This window comes from uncultured Pontibacter sp. (genome assembly GCF_947502515.1).
Classification (GTDB): domain Bacteria; phylum Bacteroidota; class Bacteroidia; order Cytophagales; family Hymenobacteraceae; genus Pontibacter.
On the sequence record NZ_CANNAI010000001.1, the window covers coordinates 238,654 to 265,219 of the forward strand.

Annotated in this window: 24 protein-coding genes; 11 read left to right on the forward strand and 13 right to left on the reverse strand. The window is 49.4% G+C overall.

Going from position 1 to position 26,566, the window contains the following annotated elements:
* The first annotated feature begins 98 nt into the window (after positions 1-98).
* Positions 99-641, forward strand: coding sequence for a dTDP-4-dehydrorhamnose 3,5-epimerase (gene rfbC / locus Q1A54_RS01130; RefSeq protein ID WP_196118913.1), 543 nt, complete (start codon positions 99-101; stop codon positions 639-641).
* A gap of 129 nt (positions 642-770) precedes the next feature.
* Here the strand turns inward: rfbC and Q1A54_RS01135 are convergent, their stop codons facing one another.
* Positions 771-2,066 carry a T9SS type A sorting domain-containing protein gene (locus Q1A54_RS01135; RefSeq protein ID WP_196118911.1) on the reverse strand — a complete coding sequence of 432 codons (1,296 nt, stop codon included), beginning with the start codon at positions 2,064-2,066 and terminating at the stop codon, positions 771-773.
* Between Q1A54_RS01135 and Q1A54_RS01140 the strand changes: the two genes are divergently transcribed.
* Positions 2,065-2,373 carry a hypothetical protein gene (locus tag Q1A54_RS01140; protein ID WP_196118909.1) on the forward strand — a complete coding sequence of 103 codons (309 nt, stop codon included), beginning with the start codon at positions 2,065-2,067 and terminating at the stop codon, positions 2,371-2,373. The genes Q1A54_RS01135 and Q1A54_RS01140 overlap by 2 nt on opposite strands.
* A 249-nt stretch (positions 2,374-2,622) precedes the next feature.
* Here Q1A54_RS01140 and Q1A54_RS01145 read toward each other — a convergent pair whose 3' ends face one another.
* Positions 2,623-3,333: a hypothetical protein gene (locus Q1A54_RS01145; protein ID WP_196118907.1), complete on the reverse strand. Its 711-nt coding sequence runs from the start codon at positions 3,331-3,333 to the stop codon at positions 2,623-2,625.
* A 302-nt stretch (positions 3,334-3,635) separates the two neighbouring features.
* A complete protein-coding gene (murF, locus tag Q1A54_RS01150; protein ID WP_196118905.1) occupies positions 3,636-4,922 on the reverse strand; it encodes a UDP-N-acetylmuramoyl-tripeptide--D-alanyl-D-alanine ligase in 1,287 nt (428 codons plus the stop codon).
* Between the two features lie 105 nt (positions 4,923-5,027).
* Between murF and Q1A54_RS01155 the strand changes: the two genes are divergently transcribed.
* Together Q1A54_RS01155 and Q1A54_RS01160 are read left to right on the forward strand one after the other, a co-directional pair.
* Positions 5,028-7,277, forward strand: a complete 2,250-nt coding sequence (locus Q1A54_RS01155) for a T9SS type A sorting domain-containing protein (protein WP_299984443.1) — start codon at positions 5,028-5,030, stop codon at positions 7,275-7,277.
* Entirely contained in the window at positions 7,277-7,654 is a 378-nt protein-coding gene (locus Q1A54_RS01160; protein ID WP_299984445.1) for a hypothetical protein, read from the forward strand. Before Q1A54_RS01155 ends, Q1A54_RS01160 begins: the two co-directional genes overlap by 1 nt.
* On the opposite strand, the gene Q1A54_RS01165 is transcribed toward Q1A54_RS01160, so the two are convergent.
* The 3 genes from Q1A54_RS01165 to Q1A54_RS01175 all read right to left on the reverse strand — a co-directional run bounded on the left by Q1A54_RS01165 (position 7,646) and on the right by Q1A54_RS01175 (position 10,674).
* On the reverse strand, positions 7,646-8,422 hold the full coding sequence (locus Q1A54_RS01165; RefSeq protein ID WP_299984447.1) for an amidohydrolase: 777 nt from the start codon (positions 8,420-8,422) through the stop codon (positions 7,646-7,648). The genes Q1A54_RS01160 and Q1A54_RS01165 overlap by 9 nt on opposite strands.
* Positions 8,423-8,880: 458 nt before the next feature.
* Entirely contained in the window at positions 8,881-10,029 is a 1,149-nt protein-coding gene (locus Q1A54_RS01170) for a pyridoxal phosphate-dependent aminotransferase (RefSeq protein WP_299984449.1), read from the reverse strand.
* A gap of 60 nt (positions 10,030-10,089) precedes the next feature.
* Complete coding sequence (locus Q1A54_RS01175; RefSeq protein ID WP_299984451.1) at positions 10,090-10,674, reverse strand: uracil-DNA glycosylase family protein; 585 nt, start codon at positions 10,672-10,674, stop codon at positions 10,090-10,092.
* A gap of 62 nt (positions 10,675-10,736) precedes the next feature.
* On the opposite strand from Q1A54_RS01175, the gene Q1A54_RS01180 reads away from it, so the two are divergent.
* Positions 10,737-11,324: a hypothetical protein gene (locus Q1A54_RS01180; protein WP_076421070.1), complete on the forward strand. Its 588-nt coding sequence runs from the start codon at positions 10,737-10,739 to the stop codon at positions 11,322-11,324.
* 18 nt (positions 11,325-11,342) lie between these two features.
* Here Q1A54_RS01180 and Q1A54_RS01185 read toward each other — a convergent pair whose 3' ends face one another.
* The 5 genes from Q1A54_RS01185 to mfd form a co-directional block, all read right to left on the reverse strand.
* Positions 11,343-11,786: an acyltransferase gene (locus Q1A54_RS01185; protein WP_196118893.1), complete on the reverse strand. Its 444-nt coding sequence runs from the start codon at positions 11,784-11,786 to the stop codon at positions 11,343-11,345.
* Positions 11,787-12,022: 236 nt separating this feature from the next.
* The gene (locus tag Q1A54_RS01190; protein WP_299984454.1) at positions 12,023-12,853 is read right to left on the reverse strand and encodes a hypothetical protein; all 831 of its coding nucleotides are present in this window, start codon (positions 12,851-12,853) and stop codon (positions 12,023-12,025) included.
* 154 nt (positions 12,854-13,007) lie between these two features.
* Positions 13,008-13,415 (reverse strand): response regulator, encoded by a 408-nt coding sequence (locus tag Q1A54_RS01195; protein WP_299984456.1) that lies wholly within the window; start codon positions 13,413-13,415, stop codon positions 13,008-13,010.
* Between the two features lie 69 nt (positions 13,416-13,484).
* A complete protein-coding gene (locus Q1A54_RS01200; protein WP_299984458.1) occupies positions 13,485-15,086 on the reverse strand; it encodes a PAS domain-containing protein in 1,602 nt (533 codons plus the stop codon).
* Between the two features lie 181 nt (positions 15,087-15,267).
* A complete protein-coding gene (gene mfd, locus Q1A54_RS01205; protein ID WP_299984459.1) occupies positions 15,268-18,639 on the reverse strand; it encodes a transcription-repair coupling factor in 3,372 nt (1,123 codons plus the stop codon).
* A gap of 1,181 nt (positions 18,640-19,820) precedes the next feature.
* On the opposite strand from mfd, the gene Q1A54_RS01210 reads away from it, so the two are divergent.
* The 6 genes from Q1A54_RS01210 to Q1A54_RS01235 all read left to right on the forward strand — a co-directional run bounded on the left by Q1A54_RS01210 (position 19,821) and on the right by Q1A54_RS01235 (position 24,661).
* Positions 19,821-20,669, forward strand: a complete 849-nt coding sequence (locus tag Q1A54_RS01210; RefSeq protein ID WP_299984461.1) for an energy transducer TonB — start codon at positions 19,821-19,823, stop codon at positions 20,667-20,669.
* Positions 20,670-20,853: 184 nt separating this feature from the next.
* Positions 20,854-21,105 (forward strand): hypothetical protein, encoded by a 252-nt coding sequence (locus Q1A54_RS01215; RefSeq protein ID WP_299984463.1) that lies wholly within the window; start codon positions 20,854-20,856, stop codon positions 21,103-21,105.
* Positions 21,106-21,411 carry a type II toxin-antitoxin system RelE/ParE family toxin gene (locus tag Q1A54_RS01220; RefSeq protein ID WP_299984465.1) on the forward strand — a complete coding sequence of 102 codons (306 nt, stop codon included), beginning with the start codon at positions 21,106-21,108 and terminating at the stop codon, positions 21,409-21,411.
* A 7-nt stretch (positions 21,412-21,418) separates the two neighbouring features.
* Positions 21,419-21,607 carry a DUF4926 domain-containing protein gene (locus tag Q1A54_RS01225; RefSeq protein ID WP_299984467.1) on the forward strand — a complete coding sequence of 63 codons (189 nt, stop codon included), beginning with the start codon at positions 21,419-21,421 and terminating at the stop codon, positions 21,605-21,607.
* Between the two features lie 757 nt (positions 21,608-22,364).
* Positions 22,365-23,153 carry an alpha/beta hydrolase gene (locus tag Q1A54_RS01230; RefSeq protein WP_299984469.1) on the forward strand — a complete coding sequence of 263 codons (789 nt, stop codon included), beginning with the start codon at positions 22,365-22,367 and terminating at the stop codon, positions 23,151-23,153.
* Between the two features lie 110 nt (positions 23,154-23,263).
* Complete coding sequence (locus tag Q1A54_RS01235) at positions 23,264-24,661, forward strand: CPBP family intramembrane glutamic endopeptidase (protein WP_299984471.1); 1,398 nt, start codon at positions 23,264-23,266, stop codon at positions 24,659-24,661.
* 90 nt (positions 24,662-24,751) lie between these two features.
* Here the strand turns inward: Q1A54_RS01235 and Q1A54_RS01240 are convergent, their stop codons facing one another.
* Both Q1A54_RS01240 and Q1A54_RS01245 read right to left on the reverse strand, forming a co-directional pair.
* The gene (locus tag Q1A54_RS01240; protein WP_299984473.1) at positions 24,752-25,828 is read right to left on the reverse strand and encodes a J domain-containing protein; all 1,077 of its coding nucleotides are present in this window, start codon (positions 25,826-25,828) and stop codon (positions 24,752-24,754) included.
* Between the two features lie 66 nt (positions 25,829-25,894).
* Positions 25,895-26,524 (reverse strand): hypothetical protein, encoded by a 630-nt coding sequence (locus Q1A54_RS01245; RefSeq protein ID WP_299984475.1) that lies wholly within the window; start codon positions 26,522-26,524, stop codon positions 25,895-25,897.
* Between the last annotated feature and the right edge of the window lie 42 nt (positions 26,525-26,566).

Here is a 26,566-nt window from a genome sequence, read left to right on the forward strand (position 1 = left end):
GACAGATGCAAGTTAGGTGAAAAATTTCAGAAGAAAGGGGAAAAAGCCTAACTTGCTACTCTTATAAGAGAGCCACAGCCTATCCACTAACACCAGCCATGGAGCACAAGACCTATCATATTGAGGGCCTGATCGAGTTTATACCGCGCGTGTTCCGCGACGAACGTGGCTGGTTTATGGAAACCTATAATACCAGCATGTTTAAGCCTTTCGGCATCGACCCGGTATTCGTGCAGGACAACGAATCTGTATCGAAGAAGGGTGTATTGCGTGGGCTGCATTTCCAGAAGCCGCCTTATGCGCAGGGTAAGCTGGTGCGCGTTGCTTCGGGCCGTGCGCTGGACGTGGCGCTCGACCTCCGCAAAAACTCTCCAACCTACGGACAGCACGCCACCTGCATACTCGATGCAGAGCAGCACAACATGCTCTATATCCCGGAGGGTTTTGCCCACGGCTTTATAGCTTTAGAGGACAATTCCAGCTTCCTTTACAAATGCACCAACCTGTATCACCAGCCATCAGAAAGTGGCATTCTCTGGAACGATCCGGCTCTTGGTATAGACTGGGGTATAGTCGAGCCGCTGGTGTCGCCAAAAGACGAAGTATTGCCGCTGTTGCAGGATTTTGATTCGCCGTTTTGAGTGCCTGGGCAAAAGAATTAAGATAGGGGTATTTCGTCTGAAATTTAGGTTGATGACGCGTCTGTATTTAGAAACAACAAGGCCCGCGATTGCAGTCAATTGCGGGCCTTGTTTGTTCAACCGGGTTGGTTACTTCTCTATTATCATTCTTTTGGTCGTGGATTTGCCGTTATGCTCCACCCGGAGCATGTACGTGCCAGCCGGTATGTCCTTGGTGCTCACCTTTGCCTTCTTGCCCTTGGCTTTGCCGGAAAGGCGCTGGTTTCCCTGCAAGTCATATAAGGTATAGCTGTAGCTCTCGTCAGAACTGCCAGAAAGTTCTAGGGTGAACTCGTCTTCTGTAACTGGATTCGGGCTAAACATAGGCTCTGCACCATTGTCGCAGTCGCGGATCTCGTAGAGCATCACAAACTGCTGTGTCCAACCGAGAGGAGTTTCAACCTCTAAGCCGATTGACATGCGGGAGCTAAAGTTAAACCCTGCTGCCGTTACAGTAAGTGTCGAACCTGTTAAGTCGCCATGGCTGCTCACATTACCAACTGTCCAACGGTAGCGCGTTGGCTGCCCCTGATATCCGTTACTGTAAACAGGAGCAAAAGTGTGTTGTTCGTAGGGGCAGGTAGGGTATTTGGCACTGCCAAAATAGCTGAAGTATAAAATTTCTGGTTGGCCTACCCAAACATTTTTGGTAACTGAACTACTACTGCACAGCGCACTATTGGCCGTTACCTTCACCCAGCCTGCACCGCTATGGCCGGGCCTTTGAGTGATTGCTACTGCCGTTGACGTGCTTTGTAGCGGCGAGAGTTGTCCATTGATTAAGATGTTGGGGCTTGCCTCCCAGGTATAGCCGGAAGCACCAGCCACTGGGGTTATGCTATAAGAAGACGCAGTATTGCCTATATCGTAAGGGGCGTTGCTGAACGTCAGCGCGGGCAGGTTGCTGTTGTAGTTGATGGTGATAGGTTTTGAGTTGACCGCCTTGGTTGGGGTGGTGCAGGTAATGTTAGCGGCTACCGATACCTGCCCGCCATTCGTGCCGCTTGGTATGGCTGAGATAGAGTTGCCGGAAGCAGATCCCGAAATCGTCCAGCCCTGCGGTAGCGACCAGGTGTAGGATGTCGCCCCCGTCACAGTCGGAACCGAGAGATTAACAGGGTCTCTGTCGCCGCAGTGCAAATTGGTTTTGGAGGCAATGATTGCGCCTACCTGAGGTTCGCGCGTAACAGTGAGTGTGCTGTAATTGCTGTAGAAGTTTACACGCGGCGAACTGTATATGCTACATTCCTGATTCAGGCCTCTCACCTTTACCTGGCCTCCGGACCCTGCTGCAGGTATAACAGAAATGGAGTAGGAAGAAGTGGTAAAGGTACCCGTCTTATTGTCATTAGTGCGCCACCCCGTCGGTAGTGTCCATTCATACATGTCTACATATAAAGTAGAGGAAAAGAAAGGATTAGAGCTGCTTGGGGTGTTGGGAATTGCAATTCTGTCTATGGCAAGTGTTATAGGGGCTGTGCTGCACCAGTCTATGCTGTGGCTTGATTTTGCTACGTTGTTTACCTTAACTTGTGAGGGGTTAACGCTGTTTATGGATTTTATTATGACGCCACCTGTAGTTGGCGTGCCATCATTAGATTTGTTGTTACAGGACGTGATCGTTACTTTTAATTCTCCTTTATTTGTTACATCGTTCCAGATTACTTCTACAGAACTGTTGGATGTAGTATAATCATCACTGCTGTTAGTAAAGTAAAATTTGCCGTTTGTAATGGACCATTTAAAAGAGCAGCCTGCATAATTGGCAGAAGCAGAACCACCTGCTGGAAAAGCTGTATAAGCAATTCTATTTCCAGGACATTGAGGAACTCTGCCATCAGGCGTTAAAGCTGTTTATGCAGCTAATAAAAATGGAACTACTAAGAATAGTAGTAAGAAGTATAGCTTCTTCATAAGTTTGTTTTATTTGATTTATTAAGTTTTAGAAAATCCAGTTAAGATTTACAAACGTTATTGGGATGTAGGAAAAAACAAGTTTGTTAATAGTGTAGTCAATATAGGTCTTGGGGTTGCCGAAACTATCGTATTCTGGGGAGTATGTTTTGAGGGAGAGTACGAGATCTTGCGAGCTTTTTACTTTGCTTAAGTGGAAAGCTGTTTCTGTCGATAAATAAAGTCTGGTGCCAACATTAGCGCGCAAGCCAATAAACGGCCTTATCCCGTAAGAGGTGGTAGTAAGAAGATCTTTTAAATGTTTCTCTACTACACCATATGGATCCGGTTCACTAAACTCATCCCACATCTCTATATTCCTTCCTTTCTGATTGTAAAAGGCATCTGCTCCGTAATACAGCATAAAAATTTTGGATAGAGGCTTCTGCCATTCGTGGCCAACACTTCCACCTAAAAGGTAATCGGTAATCTCGTCGCGACGATTTGTATAAGACTGAGTAGAGTCGGACTTGGCATATGTCCCCTCCAGCCCGATCCGGATGGCCCCGGTTCGGGAAAGTTGGTACTTGTACATAAGCTGCAGGGGCATGCGGCTGGCCGGGTCAACGATTTTGTCAATAATTACACGTGTATTGATGCCGATGTGGTGACGATAGAATGTTGTGGAATCCTGCGATTGAGCAGACGCAAACTGGCAGACGAAGAGTAGAAAGGCAATTAGAGGATACTTGAATTTCATAAAAGGCAGGAGTTAAAATAAATAATTATATATAATAATAGATATAGTTATGTGTCTAATAAAGGAAAGTTTGCCCTTAAAGGTAACTTGGATGTTATTTATATAAATTATAATTTATATGCAAGTATAGTAATTCAAGCCGTAATCGAGGCGTTTTATAATTGTTATAATGCGTGTTTAAGTCGTATTTGTAACAGAGTGGAAGGCTTGAATTCAAAAGAAGACAATAATTAAAAAAGCGCCTGGTAAAACGGGTCTACCAGGCGCTAACTGCTGTACTAAATAAATACCCATCTCCAACTCTACAGCACCTCCACCAGCGTCTCCAGTCCCATACCTCTTGAACCCTTCACCAGCACGTAACTTTCCGAAACCCGATTAGCCTCCAGCCAATTTTGCAATTCAGGCTTTGTAGCGAAGTAGTGGAAACGGCTGTCAGTTTCGGCAGCGTGTTTCATCTCCGGCCCACATAGCAGCACGGTTTCAAAGTTCTGTTCCGCGATGATCTCACCGATGGCTTTGTGCTCTGCGGCGCTTTCGGCACCCATTTCCAGCATATCACCCACGATAACCACCTTGCGCGGCGCGTTCATGCCACCGAAGTTGCGGATAGCCGCCGCCATGGAGGTTGGGTTGGCGTTGTAAGCATCCAGAATCAGGGTGTTGGAGCCTTTCTGCATCACCTGCGAGCGGTTGTTCACGGGGCTATAGTTTGCGATGGCGGCATTGGCTTTCTCCAGCGGCACACCAAAGTACTTGCCAATGCAGGCTGCTGCGGCCATGTTCTCGTAATTGTAGCTGCCCACCAGTTGGGTATGCACCACATGACCCGCTTCGTCTTTGTACACTACATAAGGCGAGGCCTCCAGCAATTCGCTGTGGTAAAAGTCGCCAGATGCAGGGTAGGTTACTTTGTCTTCAATGCGGCGGCTCATGCGCATGAGGTGCTCGTTGCCGGTGTTCACGAACACAGTGCCGCCATGCTCGAGCAGGTGCACGTAAAGCTCACTCTTGCCACGGGCCACGCCCTCCAAACTGCCAAAGCCTTCCAGGTGCGCCTTGCCGATGTTGGTGATCATACCGTGTGTAGGCTGAGCGATGCTGCTGAGCAGGGCAATCTCGCCGATGTGGTTGGCGCCCATCTCGATGATGGCCATTTCGTGCTCCGGCTTGATGCGGAGCAATGTAAGTGGCACCCCGATGTGGTTGTTGAGGTTACCCTGGGTATAGAGCGTGTTGAATTTCTGGCTCAGCACCGCATAGATCAGTTCCTTAGTGGTGGTTTTGCCGTTGCTGCCCGTGATGCCGATCACCGGTATGCTCAGTTGCTTGCGGTGGTGGCGAGCCAGGTCCTGCAGTGCCTGCAGCGTGTCTTCCACCACAAACACATTATCAGACGCCAGGGCAGGGTCGTCAACTACCGCGTATTTGGCACCTTTGTCCAATGCGCCTTGCGCAAACTTGGCACCTTTAAAGTTAGGTCCGTTCAGGGCGAAGAACAGGCTTTGGTCCTGCGGGGCGCGGGAGTCGGTGCTCACGTGGCGGCACTCGAGGTTTTTTTGGTAAAGAAAATCGATGCTGTTCGGCATGAAATGCGTATTTTTAGTCTATGATTGAGGCAGCTGCCCGTAAAGAGGTATGGTCCGCCACTGTCATGGCAATATACACCCAAAACGGCAAAAGCAACAGCCCAATTGCCTAACAAACTGTCTATGCGCTACCTGTTGTTCCTTCTCTTTTTCTTCCTGCTGGTGCCTGCCGTATCAGCTCAGGAGCCTTTGCGTTTCAGCCAACGCAGTGATATCCCGGTTACGGCTAATGGTGCCCAGCTGCAAAATCCCTGGGGTGGTGGGCTCAACACCCCGCAATTCTCGACCATCGACCTGAACAAAGACGGCCGCGACGACCTGTTTGTCTTCGACCGCATGTTGCGCAAGGTCTATACCTACCTGGCGGTGCAGCAGGGAGGTCAGTGGCGCTATCAGTATGCGCCCGAGTATGAAGTCATGTTTCCGGCCGAATTGGAAAACTGGGTGCTGCTGCGCGATTACAACTGCGATGGCCTGAAAGACATTTTCACAAGCACACCCCTGGGTATACGGGTATACCGGCAGGAGGCAAGCAGCAACAAGTACCCGACTTTTGTGCTGGCACAGGATGCTCTCTTTTACCGGAGCCGCAATGGCGTGAACACCATCAACATGCAAATGAATATCTCTGATATACCTGCCATCGTGGACATGGACGGCGACGGTGATCTGGATATCCTGCTGTCGGAGTTTTCGGGGGGCTATACCTTGGAGTACTACCAGAATATGCAGGTGGAAGAAGGCAAGCCCTGTGGTACGCTGGAGTTTGCGCTCGGCTCCGATTGGTGGGGGCAGATCACCGAGTGCCATGGCTGCAATAATTTTGGGTTCGGGATACAGTGCCGTATGGCCACACCGCTGCACTCCGGCCACGACGGCTCGGCGCTGCTGGCTATAGATCTGAATGGTGATGGCGCGAAAGACCTGATGATGGGAAGCGTGGAGTGTCAGGACCTGGTGATGATGGAAAACAAAGGGACCAGCACACTGGCACGCATGGAAAGCTTTGAACCTGCATTCCCCATTGGCCCAAAGCCAGCGAGTTTTAATCTGTTCCCGGCGGCTTACTACGAAGATGTAACATTTGATGGCAAACCTGACCTGCTCGTAGCCCCAAACAGCAACGAGAACATGGGGAACCTGGAGCTGCAACGCTCCTCCTGGCTTTACCGCAACACAGGCACCACAAGTCAGCCGAACTTTGAGTTTACGCAGGATAACTTTCTGCAAAGTCAGATGATCGACTTGGGCGAAAATGCCTACCCTGCCTTTGCGGATATAGATGGCGACGGCCTGCTTGACCTGGTAGTCGGCAACGGACGGTCGGATCGTAACGGCCGATTTGTGGCGACGCTCAGCCTCTATCGCAACACCGGTGCTTTAACTGAGCCCGCCTTCACGCTTGTCACAGACGATTACCTGGCCCTCTCCAATAAGAACATGCTCTCACTGAAGCCATCGTTCTTTGATATTAACCAGGACCAGGTGCCGGATCTTGTTTTAACTTACAAGGAGCATGAGACAGGACATCATGGAGGAAGCACAACGCAACTAGCGTACTTCATAAACGATGCGAAAGCCGGGCAACCTGTCGCTTTCAATACGTCCCGTCTACTACCGCTGCATACGCTGGCTGATGGCGATACTCCTCACTTATTTCAGGTAGATGGCCAGCGCGTTGACATGCTGGTTGGAAAAGCCACAGGTACGCTGGATTACTACCGCTCTTCTGGCAATGGTTTCGTACTGGAGAAGCAAAGAATCGGCGGAATTAAATTTGACTTTTACCGCCGCAACCTGGCACCGGTTGTGGTGGACATAGACGGCAACGCCAAGCTTGATCTGCTCACCGTGGATGACAGTGGTGCCTTGCGCATTTATAATGATTTTCTGGACCATCTGAATGGCGACTTTACCGAAACCACTGAGGTCTTGGAAAACGAGCTGACAGGAGAAGCACATGCCACCCGTTTTGGTCGCGGACTCGGTTTGGCTGTGGCTGAACTGGGCGGACCTTACAAACTATACCTGGCCATTGGCACGCAGGGAGGAGGACTATACCTGTTGCAGCAAACGGCCGGCAACTACGGTAATCCAAATGATAAGACAAGCGGCCTGGGACTGAAGGTATACCCGAATCCGGTGGCTGGTGCGCAGGAGCCCGTGCAGGTACAGGCGAATGAGTCCGTATCGCTGGTGTTGCACGACATGATCGGGCGCAAGGTATACGATGCAGCCGACAGCTACAACCGCCGCCATACCCTAAAGCTGGGCCATCTGAAAGCAGGCGTATACCTGCTGCGCGCCACTTCCCGCGACGGCCGCCACGAAACCCGCAGACTGGTAGTACACTGATGCAGGCCTTTCTGTTAATAGATCTTTCGGAGGAAACCGCATTCAAGAAGCCCATCCTGCAGTTGGTGCGGCAGTACGCCCCGGCTATACCTGTTTTTGATGTAGACACCCAGTCTGATGCCACTTTGCAGCAATACGCCGTGCGCTTGCTACAGGAAAATCCAGAAACTATCGTGTGTGTAAAGAGTGGGACAGGAGACCTGAACCGGCTAATGCCCTTGCTGGAAGAACTGCTTTTGCCGCATCCGCAGCGTCGCTTGCTGCTTGTCGGTGAGCAACCCCGATTACAGCGCATATTGCAGGCTCGGCAAGGTATAGCCTATACCTTGCTGGCTGACGAAGAGGACCTGCGGCAGTTCTTAATAGAATCAGCTTAACGTAAAATCATCGGCATCGAGGTGCGCCGGAAAGGCTTCCCGGAAATCCGTAAGCTCTTTTTTGTTCAGCGTAATGGTGTGTATTCCTTCCACCTCCGCCGTCTCGAGAAGTTTATACCCTTTCGGGTGGATGACGGCTGAGTCGCCGGAGTAGGGGTGTCCGTTGCCGTCCGTTCCAACCCTATTCACACCCACCACATAGCTCAGGTTCTCGACGGCACGAGCCTGTAACAGAATGCTCCAGGCATTGGCTCGTGGCTTAGGCCAGTTAGCTACGTAGAGCAGCAAATCATACTCGCTACCTACGTTGCGGCTCCATACCGGGAAGCGTAGATCGTAGCACACCAAGGGGCAAATTTTCCAGCCTTTCAATTCCACCAGCAGCTTCTCTTGTCCCGGGGTATAGGTATGGTGCTCCTTCGCCATCCGGAAAAGGTGGCGCTTGTTGTAGTGCTGATAAGTGCCGTCAGGACGAACCCAGTACAGCCGGTTGAAATACTGCTCACCCTCTTGCACGATTACGCTGCCCGTGATTACGGCGTTATACCTGGCTGCTTCTTCTTTCATCCATTGCAGGGTGGGACCTTCTGCGTCTTCTGCTAGTCCAGCCGCATCCATGCTGAAGCCTGTCGTGAACATCTCAGGAAGCACGATCAGATCAGTAGCGGGTGCTACAGCAGCAAGCTTTTCCGAGAACATGGCTCGGTTTGCAGCTGCGTCTTGCCAGTGCAGGCTGGTTTGGATGATGGTAACGCGAAGATCTTGCATAAGGTGGAAAGTATTAAAAATAGCTTTTTACGATTGTATTAACATTCTATTCCAAGCTAACCCTTTTGTCATACTGATAGAATCTTGTGTAAAAGTTAGATGAGCTCTTGCTACGTAGTTTCTGCTATTGGTCCTCAATAATCTGGCATTGTTTTATAGCTGGCTTTTGCCCTGGCCGGGCGGGCCTTACTTTTTTCCTTGATGAAAAAATCGAGGGCCCCTACCCCCAGTAAGCAAAAAAATCAAGACGCTCCAAACTCGCTGAACGCTCAAACAGTGGAGCGCCGCAAAGCGCACTTGGCACCGCTGCTTATTTCATAGCCAGCGTGCGAGTTGGTCTTGCTATACCTGCCAGTGGTTGTGTTGTAAAAGGCTTTTATCTGTGTCTGCGTACTTGCATTAGCTGAACAACAATTTAACCTTCAACAATCAACAACTAGCAATCAACAATTTAACCATCAAAGTTTCACCAACCTCTCCGCTGCTTGCCTTAGCGTATCCTCACTTTTGGCGAAGCAGAAGCGCAGGTAGTGATGGTCGGTTTTGTTGTGGTAGAAGGATGAAACGGGTACGGAGGCGACACCGATCTCCTGCGTCAGGCGCTTGGCAAAGTCCAGGTCGTGCTCCTGTGAGATTGCATCGTATTTCAGCAGCTGGAAGTAAGTACCTGCCGAAGGTATAAGCTCAAAGCGGGAGGACTTTACTAGCTCGCAAAACAGGTCGCGCTTGGCCTGGTAGAAGTCGGGGAGGGAGCGGTAGTGCTCCTCGTTGTCCATGTAGTCGGCAATGGCCAGTTGCAGCGGCGTAACGGAGCAGAACGTGATGAACTGGTGCATCTTGCGCAGTTCTGCCGTTAGGGCCGGTGGCGCTACGACATAGCCTATCTTCCAGCCAGTGGTATGGTAGGTTTTTCCGAAAGAGGAAATCACAAACGCACGCTGCCGCAGCGACTCAATCTGCAGGGCGCTCACATGCTCCTTTCTGTCAAATACCATGTGTTCGTATACCTCGTCGCTCAGGACCAGAATATCCGTGCCATCGGTCAGGTTAGCCAGCTTTTCCAGGTCTTCGCGCGGAATCACGGCACCTGTCGGGTTATGTGGCGTGTTGATGATGATCATGCGGGTACGACGCGAGATATTTTTCTTCAGCAGTTCCCAGTCAATGCTGAAGTCAGGTATAGCCAACGGAACATAGATCGGGATGCCGCCCGCCAGCCGAATCGCAGGAGCATAGCTGTCGTAGCAGGGTTCCAGTACCACCACCTCGTCGCCGGGTTTTACCACAGCCGTAATGGCTGCAAACAACGCCTCGGTAGCGCCGGAGGTCACAGTCACTTCTTGGTCCGGGTCTGGACGATAGCCGTATACCTTCTCCGTCTTTTCGCTGATCTTGTGGCGTAGTGCCGGCATACCGGGCATGGGGGCGTACTGATTGTAGCCTTCCTGCATGTACTTGGTCACCAGCGCAATCAGCTCGTCGGGACAGTTAAAATCCGGGAAGCCCTGCGACAGGTTGATGGCTCCGTGCTCATTGGCCAGCGCCGACATCACAGCAAAAATACTGGTGCCGACATCAGGAAGTTTGCTGCCTGGGTAGTTGATCATAAGGTGGTTTTATTGCTGATGAACGAAGATAATATTTACGGGGTAGATACCAAGTAAAATTTAGCCAAGTGTCTGGGCCACGAGCTGCTGCAGGACAGGTATAGCCTCCTGCTCAAACCAGGGGTTTCGGCGCAGCCAAAACTGGTTTCGTGGCGAGGGGTGAGGCAGCGGCATATACCTGGGGAGGTAGTCTGCCCAATGCGTTACGGTTTCGGTGAGGGTCAGTTTGGCCGCTCCGCCCAGAAAGTAATCCTGCGCGTACTTGCCTACCAGTAAAGTGAGCTGGATATTGGGAAGCAGCGGCAGAAGTTGCTGGTGCCAGTGCTGGGCACACTCAGGTCGGGGTGGCAGGTCACCGCTTTTGCCTTTGCCGGGGTAGCAAAATCCCATTGGGACGATCGCCACTTGCTGCTCATCATAAAACACTTCCGGATCAATGCCCATCCACTGCCTGAGGCGCTTGCCGCTCTGGTCGTCCCAAGGCACGCCACTGGCGTGTACCTTCGTGCCTGGCGCCTGCCCCACAATGAGCAGTCGTGCTGAAGGAGCCGCCCGCAGCACTGGCCTGGGGCCATGTGGCAGGTGCTCAGCACAGAGTCGGCAGGAACGTACTTGGTCCAGTAAAATGTCAAGCGAAGTGGTCATACTGTGTGCAAAGGTACAGCGATCTGCTAACAAAATGCGCTCTAAACTGTATATAGTGGGGTATGCAGCAGCTTTGTCGAACTTTACTGTTATTTCTCTTCAGCTTTTCGCTCCTCCTGCCGGGGCATGCCCAGGAGCAGCCCGCCTATAAGAACGCCTTCACTGTAAAATTCTTCGGTCTATCCATGCATTTGCGCCCAACGCCATACCCAGAGCTTTTCAAGAACCGGCTTGACCGGAAAGGTATAGCCGTGCTGAATTTTGGAGGTATAGTAGGCTACGACCGGTTTGTGGTGCGCGAAGTTATTAGTGTGCGGGTAGAGCAAGGGCTATACTCCGACTGTGCCTCCTCGCTGGCAGGCTTCACACACTTGGGTTGGCGCGGACAGATATTCAAGGCAGGGCGACACTCCCTGAATGGTGGCTTTGGCCCCACGCTGGTATACCGCCGCGACTGGAACCGACTGCAGGGCTACGAAGATGATGGTTACTTTAACCGCAGCGGTGACTGGCAGTACAAGTTTTACTGGTACGGCGGAGAGTTTGAGTACAACTACCAGCTGAAGGGGCAGTATGATCTGTCGCTAAACCTGGTGCCCGGCATACCCGAACTGGTGTCGTTTGGTGCCGGGTTCAGGAAGCGTTTCTAGATTTTACAGGGAAGATCGCTACCAGCCGCGTTGATCCCAATCCTCGTCGCGGCGGCTCTGGTGCCGGCGTCGCTGCTCTCGCAGCGGAGGGAGCTGCTCATGCTGTTGCCACCGGTCCCGGGCATGCTGGTTCTCAGGGCTATAATGCTCATTGCCATCGCGCCATTCCCTGAGTTCCTCTCTTCGGTGTTGTGGGTGGTGATCATCTGAAAAGCCGTGCTGGTGTCGGTTTATATTTTCATGCTGCCGCCGCTCGTTTTGCTGCTGCCTATACTCATGCCGCTCCCGCTCTTCCCGTATGCGCATCTCTTCTTCGTACTGCCTTCTTTCACGGTCATGCATAAAGGGTCTGGGCTCTTCCCAGCGGCTGCGAAAGTTCTGCTGCTCTACTTCGTGCCGCGGGTGCGGACGGCGTGGGCGATCATGCCGCTCATGATGTCTTTCTTGTTCCTCGTGATGCATTTGTTTTCCTTTTGTTTTCTAAGATGTCTAAAAAATAAGCACTGGTGCCGCAGGAGGCTGTAGGACATAGGGGCCACAGTCAGGTATGTGACAGCACCGGATTTTATGTACGGGCACACGGGCCTGATGTTTAAAGCGTTTGAATTCAGCACAAAAAAAGGCAGCCCGCCGTTGCCGGTGGGCTGCCTTCATTACTAATCTACTACCAAAGTAACCTAATCTGTCTGCTATACGCATTAGCGACGGTTACGTTGGCTTCTGTCAGTGCCTTTATAATAATCATCGTTTCCAGAGTCAATCTCGTCGGCCCAGCGCGGCCCACCTTCGTAGCCACGGTCAAAATCACGGTCACGGTAAGACTCCCCGCTGTAACGGTTTCGGCTGCTCAGTTGCTCGGCTCTGCGCTCAGAGTCGTAGCGGTTGCGCGGCTGGTAATCCGGGTCATCAGAGTGCATGATATCATCCCAGGTGTCGCGTACACGCTCAAAGAAGCCACGCTTGTCGCGGTTGTCCGGTTCCACGTCAGGCGAGTAGCGACCTTCGTTGTACCAGTTGTGCGAGCCGCTGCCGTAGCGGTAGTCGGTTTCCTTGTAGCGGCTGCGGCTGCCTGGCCCTTCACGCCACAGACTGTCCTGTGAGGTAGGTGGCTCGTTGTAGTTGCCGGGCTGCGAACCACCGCCCATTTGCGAACGGTAAGGCTGCTGGCTACCGCTGCCCTGGCCTCTGTAGCCATGGTTCAGGTACTGGCTCTCATTGCGGTAAGGGCTTTCACTGCGGCTGCCATAGTGCCCGCTCTGGAAAGAGCCTTGATTGCTCTGATAGGTAGCAGGTCTGTTGCCTAAGTAGTGACGGCCACTTTCAGCCTGTCGGTCGCGGTCCTGTGCTCCTCTCGGGCTAGGGCCGGTGTGGAAGTAATTGCCCTCATCCCATTTTCTTTCATTCTGGTCCTGGCCTCTGTAGGCGTAGCGCTGTGGTTGGTTCTGTTCTCTATCTCTGTTGTATAGTTCCCGGCCAATGCGCTGGTTCTCATCACCAGGCCTTCCGTAGTTTTCTCCTCTGTTTTCCATAATTCTATTTTAGTTTTAATAAGCGATGTAAAAAGTGTAGCCTTGCGGCGGCGTTATTTTTTACGGCTTACAGGGGCTATTGTTGGCAAAGCCTCAGGTATAAAAAAAGACGCCCCTTGTGAGGGCGCCTCCTAAACTATCAGATAAGGTGCTGTTAAAAATAGGTTTCCATGATCTCGCGCACATCGGCCTCAGCCAGTGGCTTGGAGTAATGTCTGCGTACCTCCGGATATTTCTTGAGACGTTCCAGGTCATAGAAGCTGGCTGAAGAAGTGAGCATTAGCATGACAGTGCGCAGCTTGCTTTCTTCGTCAAACCGCTGATACTCGTCCAGAAACTCAAAACCGTCCATCACAGACATCTTGATATCAACAAAAATAAGGTCCGGCTTCGGATAGTTCTCCTCGCCGCTAAAAGCCCTGTTGAGGTAGTCGAGGGCTTCTTCACCGTTGGTTACCACCCTGATGTCCGATGCAGCTTCCATGCGGGACAGCAGGCGCTGGTTTAGGTAATTGGTTGTATCGTCGTCGTCTATAAGCAGGATAGTCTTTACAGATTTCATAATTGGTATTTTGAGTTCTTTTACAAAGTATAGCCTTTTTTGTTTTAAAAAAGACAAAAAATAGATGTGTCAGGATTCACCTTTGGCTAAAGCCTCCACTCTCTGCCTGGCTCTTACCAGACTGGTAACTTCTATCGCTGAGATCATGATGCCTTCTACGCAGGATGTGCTGTCAAAAAGGGGCTGGTACTTAAAATTGATATAGGCATCGCGCAGCCTGCCATTTAACTCATCATCGATTTTGGTACGGAACTCATTGATGTAAACCGTACGTCCTTTGGTGTATACTTCGTCTAGCAGGTCAAAAAAACCAAGCGGTTTGAGCTCTGGCCAAAGCTCACGGGCGGAGCGGCCTATGTAGTTCCTGTTGCCGTAGAGTTTGTAAACTCCGGGTGTCACATACTGGCACACATGATCCGGTCCGTGCAACATGCACAGGTGCACCGGCGCCAGGCGCAGCATGTTCTCCAGCCTGTCATCTTCGCGATGATCTCCCTGATTTTTCTGGTCGTCTATGTCGGTGTAAGTACCTATCCAGAGCGTGATGTTACCGTCTGAGTCACGCATAGGCAGGCCACGCTCCAGAAACCAGCGGTAGCTGCCATCTATGTGGTGGCGTATGCGATACTCTATCTCGAAGCTACTGCCTGAAGCCACTGCGTTGTGCCAGCTGGTGAGCACCATGGCTGAGTCTTCGGGATGTACCGCGCTGATCCAGCCATCGGTCTGGCCGGGACGCATACCTGTGTAACTGTACCAGTTGTCGTTGAAAAAAAGCACTTTGCCTTTTGGAGAGGCCGTCCAGGCCATGTGCGGGAGCACCTCCAGCAGGTGACGGAAGCGGGCGTCACTTTCCCGAAGCGCCTCCTGTGTGTCTCTGTTTTGCGTGATGTCGATAATAGAGCCGATGGTCCGGATAGGGTTGCCTTTGGAGTCATAGGCCGTGTAGCCCTGGTCAAGTATATAAGCATAACTACCATCCGCTTTCTGAAAACGGTACTCTCCCGTCCAGGTGCTCTGCTTGCTGGCCAGTGCCTGCTGTATGCTGCGTTGTACTTCCTCAAAATCATCCGGGTGCACGCGTGAATCCCATGACTCGCCACCTGGACCCATTTCTTCTGGCGTATAGCCCAAAACTTCTTGCAGCCCCTCGCCCCATGTCATGCGGTTGTTTACAATGTCGTATTCCCAGGCAACAGCCTTGGTTGCGTTAGTGAGCAGGTTTAGCTGTTCCTGACGCAGCTGATGCACACGATCGATCAGGACCTTGTCGGTTATGTCGCGTACCTCCTGCAACAGATATTGCACTTCCCCAACTTCATTCATGATAGGGATGGTGGTTGTATTCCAGTAGCGTTCCTCAAAACCGTTTTCTGAGGGAATGTCGTAGCGAAGCACTTCGATATGATAGGGTTCTTTATGTACCAGCGCATGCTGCATACATTGGTGCATAGAGCCCTCTGAGTCTACCTGTAGGTTATCGGGGTTGTTCGGGAAAATCTTAAACACATGCTGTCCTATGGTCTCGTCGCGCTTTACATGCGTTTGCTTCAGCAAAGCATCCGTAGCATCCACGATGACTAAGTCAGGCGTCAGGACAAGGTATAGCCCAGTCAAAGCCCTGAAGATGGGCTCTAGTGTAGGTACGGATGTCGGAATTTTAGAATGCACAGGTATAAATTTAGACTTAAGTTTAGTTTTCGTAGCATAGGAATTACTAAAATAGCAAAATTTAGTCTAAGAATTACCTAAATCGTTTTACTTCCCAAAAAATTAGTCAGCCGCACAGAGCCATGCTATTTATGATGCCCTGTGCAGCTGATGAAGCATTATGGGAATATCATTCTGACGTTTACCCCTTCACGGTAGCTTTTACGTCAAGGCTGTCAAAAACATCCCGGGCATCAGCGATGCTCTGGATGTCCTCTACAATTACGATGAGCTTATCTTTGGCTTCCTTAAGTCGTGAGCGGCGCGAATGCTGCTGCACATACTTGAGGATGTTGCCAAAGGTCTCAGACTGGAAGTAGGCGTCGTTGTTCTCGCTGGGCAGGTAGCCTTTCATCACTTCTTTCTTGATGGTGAGCTTCTCGAAACCCAGCTGCTGGGCCTGCCAGCGCAGCTTCACGATCTCCACCAGCTTCTGCACCTCTTCCGGCAGCGGCCCGAAGCGGTCGATGATACTGGCCTTCAGCTTCTCCAGGTCCTGCAGGTCTTTGGTGCTGTCAAGTTTGCTGTAGAGGTTGAGTCGCTCGGAGATGTTGCCCACGTACCAGTCAGGTATAAGCACCTCCATGTCGGTTTCGATGTTACAGTCGCGCACCGGCTCTACAAACTCGGCCAAATTGTCTTTCAGGAACAGGTCGCGGAACTCGGTTTCTTTAAGCTCTTTGATGGCATCGTCGAGCACCTGGTGGTACATCTCAAAGCCAAGGTCGTTGATGAAGCCGCTTTGCTCACCACCCAGCAGATTGCCGGCCCCCCGTATGTCGAGGTCACGCATGGCAATCTTAAAGCCTTCGCCCAGGTCGGAAAATTCCTCCAGCACGCTCAGGCGCTTGCGGGCGTCAGTTGGCAGTCCGGCTACCGGCGGTGTAAGCAGGTAGCAATAGGCTTTTTTGTTAGAGCGACCGACACGGCCTCGCATCTGGTGCAGGTCCGACAAGCCGAACATGTGCGCCCGGTTGATAATGATGGTGTTGGCGTTAGGTATATCCAGACCCGACTCAATGATATTGGTCGAAACCAGCACATCGTACTCGCCCTCCACGAACTTCATCATGCGTTTTTCCAGCGTTTCGCCGTCCATTTGGCCATGGGCATAGGTGATGCGTGCATCTGGTACCAGTTTCAGGATCATGTTGGCGATCTCCTCGATATCCTTCACGCGGTTGTGCACAAAGAACACCTGTCCGCCTCGTTTCAATTCTGCAGCTACAGCGTCGCGGATCAGGATCTCGTCGAACACATGCAGCTCCGTTTTCACCGGCTGGCGGTTAGGTGGCGGTGTGGCGATCACGCTCAGGTCGCGGGCACCCATCAGGGAGAAGTGGAGGGTTCTAGGTATAGGTGTTGCTGTGAGCGTAAGCGTATCCACGTTCACACGCATCTCCTTGAGCTTCTCCTTGGTCTTCACACCAAACTTCTGCTCTTCGTCTATCACCAGCAGGCCGAGGTCTTTGAACTTGACATCCTTGCTGGCAATGCGGTGTGTGCCGATCAGGATATCCACCTTGCCCTCGGCTACCCGTTGAAGGGTGTTCTTGATGTCCTTGGCCGTCTTGAAACGGTTGATGTAGTCCACTGTAATCGGGAACTGCTCCAGTCGGTCGCGGAAGGTCTTGAAGTGCTGCATAGCCAGTACGGTGGTCGGCACGAGCACGGCCACCTGCTTGCCGTCGCAGGCCGCTTTGAAGGCGGCGCGTATGGCCACCTCGGTTTTGCCGAAGCCCACGTCGCCGCACACAAGGCGGTCCATCGGGTGGGGCTGCTCCATGTCGGCTTTCACGTCCTCGGTGGCCTTGCCCTGATCGGGCGTGTCTTCGTATATGAACGACGACTCCAGCTCGGCCTGCAAAAAGCCATCGCGGGTATAGGCGTAACCTGGCGCAGCTTTGCGCTTGGCGTATAGTTGTATGAGCTCGGCGGCAATATCTTTTACCTTGCTCTTTACCTTCTTCTTTTTGTTCTCCCATTCCGGCGAGCCCAGCTTACTCATGGTCGGCGGGCCACCTTCCTTGCCGCTATACTTGCTGATCTTGTGCAGCGAGTGAATGGACACATACAGCAAATCATCGTCGCGGTATACCAGTCGGATGGCTTCCTGCAGACGTCCGCCTACTTCCACTTTTTCCAGTCCCGCAAAGCGACCCACACCATAATCCATGTGCGTGATGTAGTCGCCGGGCTGCAGGGTGCGCAGCTCTTTCAGCGTCATCGCTTTGGTTTTGGAGCGGCCCTCTTTGGCTTTGTGCTGGTAGAAGCGGTCGAAAAGCTGGTGATCGGTATAGCAGGTAATCTTGAGCTGCTCGTCTATAAAACCCTCCCGCAGCGATACGGCCAAATGCTGGAAACGCATGTCGTGGTCCAGCTCGTCGAAGATGGTGGTAAGGCGGTTGATCTGGCGCGGCGACTCGGTGGCAATGATGTTCACAAAGCCTTTGCTCTGTTGCTCGTGCAGGTCCTTTACCAGTCGGTTGAAGTCCTTGTTGAACGAGGGCTGCGGCTTGGATTGCAGTTGCAGGACCTCCGTGTCTTTGTAGTTAAAGCGCTTGCCAAACTCCACGATGCTGAACTTTTCGAGCAGTTTCTTAAACTGCTTTTGGGTCTGGAAGAGCTGCTCCGGGTCTGATACGATCTGGGTACCGCCGCTACCTTCCATCAGTTTGTCAAAGGCATGTGACGCCTTGTCGAAATACTCGTCGATCACGTCTAGCGTCTGTCGCACATCTTTAAACCAGATGGCTGTGTTCTTGGGCAAGAAGTCGAGGAAAGCTTCACGTGTTTCCTGCAGCAGTTTGGTCTGCACGTTGGGTATGATCGAGATGCTTTTCTTCGTCTCCACCGACAGCTGCGTGTCGGGATCGAAGGAGCGGATACTCTCGATCTCGTCGCCGAAGAGTTCAATGCGATAGGGCAGGTCGTTCGCGTATGAGAATACATCCACGATACCACCGCGCACGGCGTATTGGCCCGCTTCATACACAAACTCGGTGCGCTCAAAACCGTACTCAGCCAGCATTTCGCTGAGGAAATTCACGTCCAGCTTTTCACCCACTTTGGCTCCCAGCGTGTTCTCTACCAGCGATTTTTTGTTGATTACCTTTTCGGTCAGCGCCTCCGGATAAGTGACGATCAACTCGCCCTTATCAGACTTGGTATTGAGGCGGTTGAGCACCTCGGCCCGCATCAGGATGTTGGCATTCTCGGTATCGTCGAAGCTGTAGGGGCGCTTGTAAGACGTCGGGAACAGCATGACCTCCTTCTCGTCGCCGAGCAGGTTCTTGAGGTCTGTATAAAAATAAGCCGCCTCCTCCTTGTCGTGCAACACGAAGAGTTGGTGCTGTGGGTGCAAGGTATAGACCGCCGAGGCCATCACGGCATCCAGACTGCCCGCCATGCCTTTGAGTTGCAGGCGGTAGGGTTTATCGGCTTTGAGTCGCTCGGCAATGGTCTGCACCACCCCATCGAGTCGGTACAGCTCTAAAAAATCAGTTACTTTCATTCAGTTCAAAAAGTCACAAAACAGCAAAGGCAGAACACAGGACTTTTCGATAGTCGTGTTCTGCTGGTTGTAGTTTACAAAGATACGGAAGTTATGGTTTTTTGGGGGAGGGGGAATATGTACTATATGCGTGATGAATATTATTATATTTGTTTCATGACCATTATATTTGTTTTAATAATTATTGTTGCTGGCTATCATATAGTAACAAATTGGCGAAAGAAAGTTAAAGTAAAGTCTAATTACGAAACTGTAGTGCCAATTTATACTTCAGCAAAGTATCCAAACTCAAGCGTTGAAACCTACTATGAAAGTCACTGTTGGAGTTGTAAAAGCGAAATAGATTCCCGTGGCAATTCTAGGTGCTATAAGTGTAAAAGATTTTGCTGTAAAACATGTGGGGCATGTTTGTGTGGTAAAGGGTATAGTTCAAAGTCAACTTACCAAAGCTCAAAATGGGTAACTCAAGGCTATCTTAGTAATAATAATAAAGGTTATTACACTTCGAATTATTCCTCAAAAAAGTCAGGATATAAAAGTTCTAAATCCCCATATGGACATTGTAAGAGATGTAGCAAAAAACTTAGTGGTGATAAATCTAAATCTCTATGCTATGCATGTTGGAAAAAGGATAGTTAACCTTCTAGGCTAATTTATTTCTATGAAATCAACCATCATATCAATAATCATAATATGTAGTATTGATACAAGTAACAAAAGCTACAGGAATAAAAGTAGGCCTTCTGCCTATGTTCATTATTTTTATCGGTATTTCATATTTGGTTAAGTTAATAGTCAACAGCTCAAAAGAAAAAGAATGAGGATATTTATTGGAATACTCTGCTTTTTAGGCCTTTTGATGTCAATAATAATTGTGCCATATGATTTATCAAAAAATGGATTACTTTATGAAGACGGAGTGGCTTATGCTATGGTGAATGGAAGCAAATCATTTGGGTTCATAGGGATTTACAATTATGGGAAATTTAAGGCTTATGCTCTATTAAATGAGCATCTCTGGAATTTTATAGATTGGAATAGGTTAAGATTTCATCTAATCATTTTTGGACTCCCTTTACATATAATATTTAATCATGATAAATAAGTAAAATTAGCACTAAAGATTAATTAAATTAGAGCATTCGATGTTTTGTCATTCATTTCCCTTGCTTCAATAATATATGAAATTATATCTAATTACTGCTTGTATAGTATTACTGATAAATACACAGGCTTATAGCCAGTCTCAATCATATAGGGATAAAGTAATTAAAATTACATCCTTAACTGTTAGCGAGGAAGCTAAGCAAATGATGATAGAAAAGGCTATTGATAATTATTCTTGGATGAAAAGTAAGGAGACTTATAGCTTTTGGGATGAATTTACTTATGAGATGAGAAAGGTTTCAATAGTAGAATTAGCAGAGATAACAATACCTGTATATTATAAGTATCTTTCAGAAAAGGAACTAGATACCTTTATAGATGGAATTAATCTTCCTCGCAGTAAACTAGGATTAGAACATAAGATGTTGCTTCAAAAACTGTCTTCTATTTCAAAAAAATTTAATGAAGAAATGCATGATGCAGGTATTGTTTGGGGTAATAATAAGGCTGAATCTCTAGTACAAAAAATTGAGCAAAGAAAATCAAATAGTATAGGTCAATCACATGCAAAGCAAAGTATTAGTGATAAGCACAGTTTTAGAGAACAAGTATATACTTTTGTTGATGAAATGCCCCAATTTCCAGGGGGTGAGGAAAACATGATGTCTTACTTAGGAGAAAACATAAAATATCCTTTTGTTGCACAACAGGCGGGAATTGAAGGCCTAGTAGTTGTAGCTTTTGATATTACTACAATGGGAGATATTGTTAATAGTGAAATTATTAAATCATTAGGAGCTGGAACAGACGAGGAAGCTATTCGTGTCGTAAAAAGAATGCCAAAGTGGATTCCTGGTAAGCACAAAGGAAAAGTTGTACCAGTACGTTATACCTTACCAATACGATTTTCGATTATAGAGTAATAGTAGCGTTACAACTAGCAAGGATTTGCAATCCGACTTTTTGTGAACTAAGCGATTTGAATTGCTATAGCCCGACTTTAAAAGCAGATTGAAAATCCTCAAAGAAAACCTTCCTAAACACCTTTCAACTATTACATTCCTCCTAAAATCCGTATATTGCTTTACAAATCAAGTATTAAGCAAAATGACACCAGCCATAAAACTTCAGTATGTGTCGAATGAAAAAGGGGAAGTGACAGCTGTGCAGATTCCGATTGAAGCCTGGCGCTCCATTGAGCAGAAGTTGGAGAGCGCTGAGCAGCAGGATTGGCAGGGTATGTCAGTGGAGGAGATTGCGGCTGTAGAAGCTGGTCTACGTGATGTTGAGCAGGGAAGAACAGTTACTAACGATAGCTTACTCCAAAGAAGCCGTGAACTTAGAAAAAAGCGGGCTTAAATGCAGTTAGGTCAGAAAGAGGTAATCTGGTCTCAAAAAGCGTCAGATGAATACTTGGCTACTTTATCCTACGTCTTAGAGGAGTGGGGCGATAGTGCAGCGGACAAGTTTGAAACGACTATACAAATGCAAATCCAGCGTATTGCGCAGAATCCACAACAGTTTCCTGTTGTTTCAAAAAGCAAGAATGTACGTAGATGCGTTGCCACACCACATAATTCACTTTTCTTCCGTGAAACTGAAACACAGATTCAAATTTTAACCTGTTTCGACAATCGTCAAAATCCTGATAAACTAGAACTGTGATTTATTCATGATAGCAGCCTACAGCCAAGTCATACTAACAGAAGCTATACCTAACACCAACCTAAAGCAAGGTGATTTGGGTACAGTAGTAGAAGTATACAATAATGGTGAGGGGTACGAAATAGGGTTCTTCGATTCAAATGGCAATACAATAGTAGTAGAAACACTGCGTGCAGCACAGATAAGAGAGGTTTAGGAATAACAAAGCACAGTTTTTTCTCACTGCTTTTCCCGTTAAAAACTTTATATCTTGTATACCTATGGAAACACCTTTACTCCGCTATAGACTGACTGACCCAATCGGCTTTACGACGAAGATATACGCCGTAATCATTGTCGCTGGTGGCATTTGGCTTTTTACGCTCTATCCTGTAGTTGGTGTCCTCATGATCCTGTTCGGGATTTTTCCACTGGTCCAGTACAAGTGTCTCGAAATCGATCTATACCATGGTACTTATTGTATAGGTGTCAATATATTGGGACACACCATCGGAGACCGAGAACCGTATTCCGGCCCGAAGTGCATTTTCCTTAAGAAGAACAGACACTTTTCTTCCAGCTCGCGCCGTTCCTGGCGGCCTACCGCATCCATTTCGTTTGACAGTTATTTATGGCTGGAGGATGGTACTAAAATTCCACTATCGTGTGACGGCAGCAAAGAAACAGCGATGCTGAGAATCCAACCTCTCGCGCAGGAATTGCAAACAGAAATCAGGGACCTGACAGAAGGAATCCCACATTCTTAACTCACCTTTCGTTGTTGTATCAGAGTTAATCTCCAAAACGATTATCCTGCTATATGAAACTTGCCTTCCTCTCTATATGCAGTGATGGTAACTAAATCTCTCTATATAATTTGTTTTAATCCAAATTAAAATTCGTATAGGTATAATATAAGGTTTGCGTTATAGCTATAAAGAGCGGTAGAGAAAAGTAGATGGTAAGGGGATGCCATGAATGTGATCAAGCGAAATAATATCAACGTTTTCGGGAAAGGAGAGCAACCGCTCATGTTTGCACACGGCTTTGGCTGCGATCAGAATATGTGGCGCTTTGTTACGCCTGCTTTCCAGCAACACTATAAGATTGTGCTGTTTGATCATGTAGGGGCAGGCAACTCTGATCTTAGTGCTTATGACGCCAGTAAGTATAACACCCTCAACGGCTACTCAACTGACATACAGGAAATATGCCATGAGCTTGACTTGCAGGATGTAATCTTTGTAGGGCATTCAGTAGGAGCCATGATGGGAGTGCTCAGCGCAATCGAGTCCCCGGACTTATTTAGCAAATTGGTATTGATCGGGCCTTCGCCGTGCTATATCAACGATGAGAATTACATTGGAGGGTTCGATCGCGCCGATATACTGTCGATGCTGGCGTATATGAAACACGATTACACACTTTGGGCAGATACCTTTGCTCCGCTCATAATAGGAAACCCGGATAAGCCTTCGCTAGGAGAAGAGCTAGTAGAGAATTTTTGCAATACAGACCCGGAGATTGCACGCCATTTTGCCCAAGTCACTTTTCTATCAGACAATCGGCTAGACCTTCCAAAGCTCAAAACTGATTCACTGATCATGCAGTGCTCTGAAGACGTGATAGCTCCTATCGAAGTAGGTAATTACGTGCATCAGTCAATCCGGAATTCTACGTTAGTGCAAATGAAAGCGACAGGCCACTGTCCGAACCTGAGTTCTCCCCTGGAGGTGATCGAGGTCATGGAGAACTACCTGTAGGTATGGTTGTCGCTTAAGCAGAATTTAAGAGAAGAAATAATGTAATAATATAGATGAACTTATATATATTTAGACTGCAATTAGTGCAATAGTCAATATAGCTTTCGTTCATGCTCCATTCTTTTACACTTCAGTTAAAGCAAACTGCCTCCGACATCTGGTTTTTCCTCAAAAATCCCAAAGACCAGCCCGCTACCGAAAATAGCCGCTCCTTTAAGTTACGCATCCTGTTGTATGTGCTCTTGATCGATATGGCGCTTATGTTTGTACTCACTGGTGTCATCAATTTGGTTGAGTTGATGGGATGGCATAGTAACAACAGCCATGCCGTCATCGAAATGATGCGGTCTTTCCCGGTCTGGGCCTTCCTGCTACTGGGTGTGCTGGCGGTTCCTCTGCTAGAGGAGCTGGTTTTCCGTTATGGCCTGCGGTTTAAAAGCGGGTACATGGCGCTGCTAGCGTTCGTGGCGACCATTGCACTGGGTGTTTTGGCCTACTCATTGCTGCCTTTAGAAGGAGCAATTGGGGTCTGGGTTATATCTGGTATGGCGCTGGTGCTATACGCGCTAAACGCCGATGCCATAACTGGTTTTCTTAAAAAGCTATGGGATAAGGTATACAGTGTCTTCTTTTACTTTATGGCCTTTGCTTTTGGCCTTATTCACATTACCAATTTCACCGACTTTGACTACGCCTCAGCTGCTGTTTTACTGATCCCGATTTTGATTGCGCCTCAGGTTGTGGGGGGTATGCTGATGGGGTATATGCGTGTGAAGTATGGCTTTTTCTGGGGCTACTTCCTGCATGCGAGTCACAATGCGCTGTTCTTTGGACTGGCCCTAGCTACAATGGGTATGCTAGACGAGAAATTACACATCCAGGATGAAAACTATACCCTGCAGGTGGAGGAACACATGCTCTATGACCAGACTGCCCTTTCCTCCAAGCACATAGGCAGTGACTCGCTGGGATTTGAGAATCAAAGGCTGCACGACGTTATCCTGGCGCTGCTGGATAAGGATGAGTCTTTCGTAGAGCTTGACAAAAAGAAGCATCAGCACACGGCGATAGACCTGAAGTTTAAAGACCACAGCGCTTCCAGAGATACAAAGCAAAACAAGCAACTGGTGCTACAGCAACTGCAGGAGGTGTATAAGTTTGAGGTAACCTACCGCTCACAGCAAAGGGATGCCTGGGACGTAGCGATTGCCGACTCCATCCTGCTGGCTGCCCATGCGGTAGCTGACCTCAAGAGGTCTACCGTCAGGTATAGCGAGGAGGCGATCACGTTCGAGAATGTAACGCTCGGAGAGTTGGTAAGTGCCGTCGAGAAAAACTTTAAAGTGGGACTTATCTCTGAAAGAAAACTGCTGGAGTTGGGTAAGTACGATTTCAAGCTACCCAAGAATGATTTTGAGCAGGCAAAAGAAGACCTGAAAACGAAGTACGGGATTCTGCTGCAGTCAAGGATGGAGCTGGCCGATCTGGCGGTTGTGACTTTTCTGTAGGAAAGCCAGGACTATCTCCCAGTCGCTCACAAGTCTCCTGAAATGCTTAGGTAAAGTTGACCGATGCTGTGAGGAGCTGCAAGCCAAGTCTTACTTCAAAATCACCTTAATCTGAACCGGGTCCTGCAGCACGCGCAGGTTCTGCTTCAGCTGCTCCAACTCATAGGTCAAACTTTCCTTCACCTGTTTAAATTTCTGATTCATCTGCTTCGAGCTTCCGCAGAAGCGGTCGTAAAATGTAGCGTTGGGTCCGAAAATGAAAGCATTGAGCTCTGTTTGTAACTCGCTCACCTGTTCATCCAGCAGCCTTACGTAGTATTGCAGCTGCTCGTCGGGCAGTTTGTCAAGTGTCTGGCCCTGCTCCTGCATAAACTCCATCTGAAGGCGCAGCAACTCGAAAAAATCATCCTGGTGGTAGGCTTGGGTCACGCGTTTCATCGCTTCTTCTTTCCAGGCGCGTTTAGTTTCATCTTGCTCTTTGTCAGGATGTAGCTGCTTGGCGAGGTTAGTATACACACGGCGGCTGGCTTTGCTGATGTTGCTGAGCTCAGCCTTAGCTTTTGCCTCTTTTTCTTTCTGTACTTTGGTTTTGCGGCCTTTCTGGCGGTTTTGCCTGGCCCGTTCCCGTTCTTCCTCTTCCCGGTCCAGCTGGGCCTGCAGGCGCTCAAACTCGTCAAGCTCATCCCAGTTGTCAGGTATAGCGGCCTCTTCCTCGCTGATTATGTCTTCCTCTGGAGAATCTTCCTCGTCAGCTGCGTATACCGCCCGCTCGGCATAAGGGACCTCGGCATAACGGTCGTGCAGGGCGATCAGGTCCTGGCGCTCGTAGTTCTGGATCAGGTCCAGTGCGATGTCGGCAATGAGCAAGGCGAGCTTTTCTTTCTCTCTGAAACTGAATAGCGGGAGGGCAAAGGCCTCGTCCAACAGATGGGCCAGTTCTGCCCGCTGCTCCACCTGCTGCATGATAATGGGGCGCAGTTCCTTCTCAATCCGCTTCTGGGCAAGGTCCATGCTGTCGCGTCGCGAGGTTAGTTCCTGCTTCAGCTGCTCTATCTGCGCTACTTTCTTATTGAAGTCCTGCTGCAGTTTGCTTAGCCTGCGCTGGTCTTCAGAGGAGATTTGTGGAGTGAGCGAGGGAACAGGTTTGTCAGACTTAGGAACAGGCATAGACTAGTAGTAGGTATAAAAAGAAGATATAGCGCCTGCAATTTACGGATTAACTAGTGCTATACCTTACTGCTGGGCGTCGAAAGGTATAAACCGGTTGTTCTGAAGCAGGTATAGGGTGGTGCGGTTGCCGTCGAGCACAGACACGCCATCAGTTTTGAGGTTTGTGAACTGCTGCTGGCGCGGGTTGCGAACAAGCGAATCCTGCGGGGCTAGTTTGAGCTGCAGGGTGCTATACCTGCGGTCGTTCAGCTGCTGCGACGGATAGGAAGCCACTTTCATTTCGCGGACCTGCGGTGTGCCGTAATCCAGAAAAGCGAGGATGTGAATGGAGTCGTTCTGCAGCACCTGCACTGCGTAGTCGGGGTTACGGTTGCCGTTGAGGTTGCCACGCAGGTATAGTGGGTTGTCTACATGCAGGCGGCGGTTCGACATAGTCTGGTCGGTGAGCACTGCTACCTCGGCCTGCGGCTGGCGCTGTTGCAATAGGGTTGTCAGCGTGTCGGGCAGTGGGTGCAGAATAGCGCCTTCGTCGGTGGCACGGGCCACGCTGTCGATAGAGGCTTTGGTGTCGGAGTCGATTTGCTTGTCGATCAGTTCATCGTCTGCAGCGCGGTTGTAGTTGCCGTCGGCGGAGTCGGAGCCGCAGGAGGCGAGGGCCAGCAGGCAGGTGATTGCAAAGAGGTATAGTTTCATAGGTATAGTGTTCTGCTTTAATGTGTTGCTTTGCATACCGCG

Coding starts and splice junctions, on each gene's coding strand:
- murF (WP_196118905.1), bottom strand. CDS start 4,922: ATGCCGAACAGCATCGATTTTCTTTACCAAAAAAACCTCGAGTGCCGC.
- Q1A54_RS01235 (WP_299984471.1), top strand. CDS start 23,264: ATGCTCCATTCTTTTACACTTCAGTTAAAGCAAACTGCCTCCGACATC.
- Q1A54_RS01245 (WP_299984475.1), bottom strand. CDS start 26,524: ATGAAACTATACCTCTTTGCAATCACCTGCCTGCTGGCCCTCGCCTCC.
- Q1A54_RS01170 (WP_299984449.1), bottom strand. CDS start 10,029: ATGATCAACTACCCAGGCAGCAAACTTCCTGATGTCGGCACCAGTATT.
- Q1A54_RS01135 (WP_196118911.1), bottom strand. CDS start 2,066: ATGTATGAATGGACACTACCGACGGGGTGGCGCACTAATGACAATAAG.
- mfd (WP_299984459.1), bottom strand. CDS start 18,639: ATGAAAGTAACTGATTTTTTAGAGCTGTACCGACTCGATGGGGTGGTG.
- Q1A54_RS01240 (WP_299984473.1), bottom strand. CDS start 25,828: ATGCCTGTTCCTAAGTCTGACAAACCTGTTCCCTCGCTCACTCCACAA.
- Q1A54_RS01220 (WP_299984465.1), top strand. CDS start 21,106: ATGCAGTTAGGTCAGAAAGAGGTAATCTGGTCTCAAAAAGCGTCAGAT.
- Q1A54_RS01230 (WP_299984469.1), top strand. CDS start 22,365: ATGAATGTGATCAAGCGAAATAATATCAACGTTTTCGGGAAAGGAGAG.
- Q1A54_RS01165 (WP_299984447.1), bottom strand. CDS start 8,422: ATGCAAGATCTTCGCGTTACCATCATCCAAACCAGCCTGCACTGGCAA.
- Q1A54_RS01225 (WP_299984467.1), top strand. CDS start 21,419: ATGATAGCAGCCTACAGCCAAGTCATACTAACAGAAGCTATACCTAAC.
- Q1A54_RS01175 (WP_299984451.1), bottom strand. CDS start 10,674: ATGACCACTTCGCTTGACATTTTACTGGACCAAGTACGTTCCTGCCGA.
- Q1A54_RS01190 (WP_299984454.1), bottom strand. CDS start 12,853: ATGGAAAACAGAGGAGAAAACTACGGAAGGCCTGGTGATGAGAACCAG.
- Q1A54_RS01215 (WP_299984463.1), top strand. CDS start 20,854: ATGACACCAGCCATAAAACTTCAGTATGTGTCGAATGAAAAAGGGGAA.
- Q1A54_RS01140 (WP_196118909.1), top strand. CDS start 2,065: ATGTCTACATATAAAGTAGAGGAAAAGAAAGGATTAGAGCTGCTTGGG.
- Q1A54_RS01145 (WP_196118907.1), bottom strand. CDS start 3,333: ATGAAATTCAAGTATCCTCTAATTGCCTTTCTACTCTTCGTCTGCCAG.
- Q1A54_RS01195 (WP_299984456.1), bottom strand. CDS start 13,415: ATGAAATCTGTAAAGACTATCCTGCTTATAGACGACGACGATACAACC.
- Q1A54_RS01180 (WP_076421070.1), top strand. CDS start 10,737: ATGCAGCAGCTTTGTCGAACTTTACTGTTATTTCTCTTCAGCTTTTCG.
- Q1A54_RS01160 (WP_299984445.1), top strand. CDS start 7,277: ATGCAGGCCTTTCTGTTAATAGATCTTTCGGAGGAAACCGCATTCAAG.
- rfbC (WP_196118913.1), top strand. CDS start 99: ATGGAGCACAAGACCTATCATATTGAGGGCCTGATCGAGTTTATACCG.
- Q1A54_RS01210 (WP_299984461.1), top strand. CDS start 19,821: ATGAAATTATATCTAATTACTGCTTGTATAGTATTACTGATAAATACA.
- Q1A54_RS01185 (WP_196118893.1), bottom strand. CDS start 11,786: ATGCATCACGAGGAACAAGAAAGACATCATGAGCGGCATGATCGCCCA.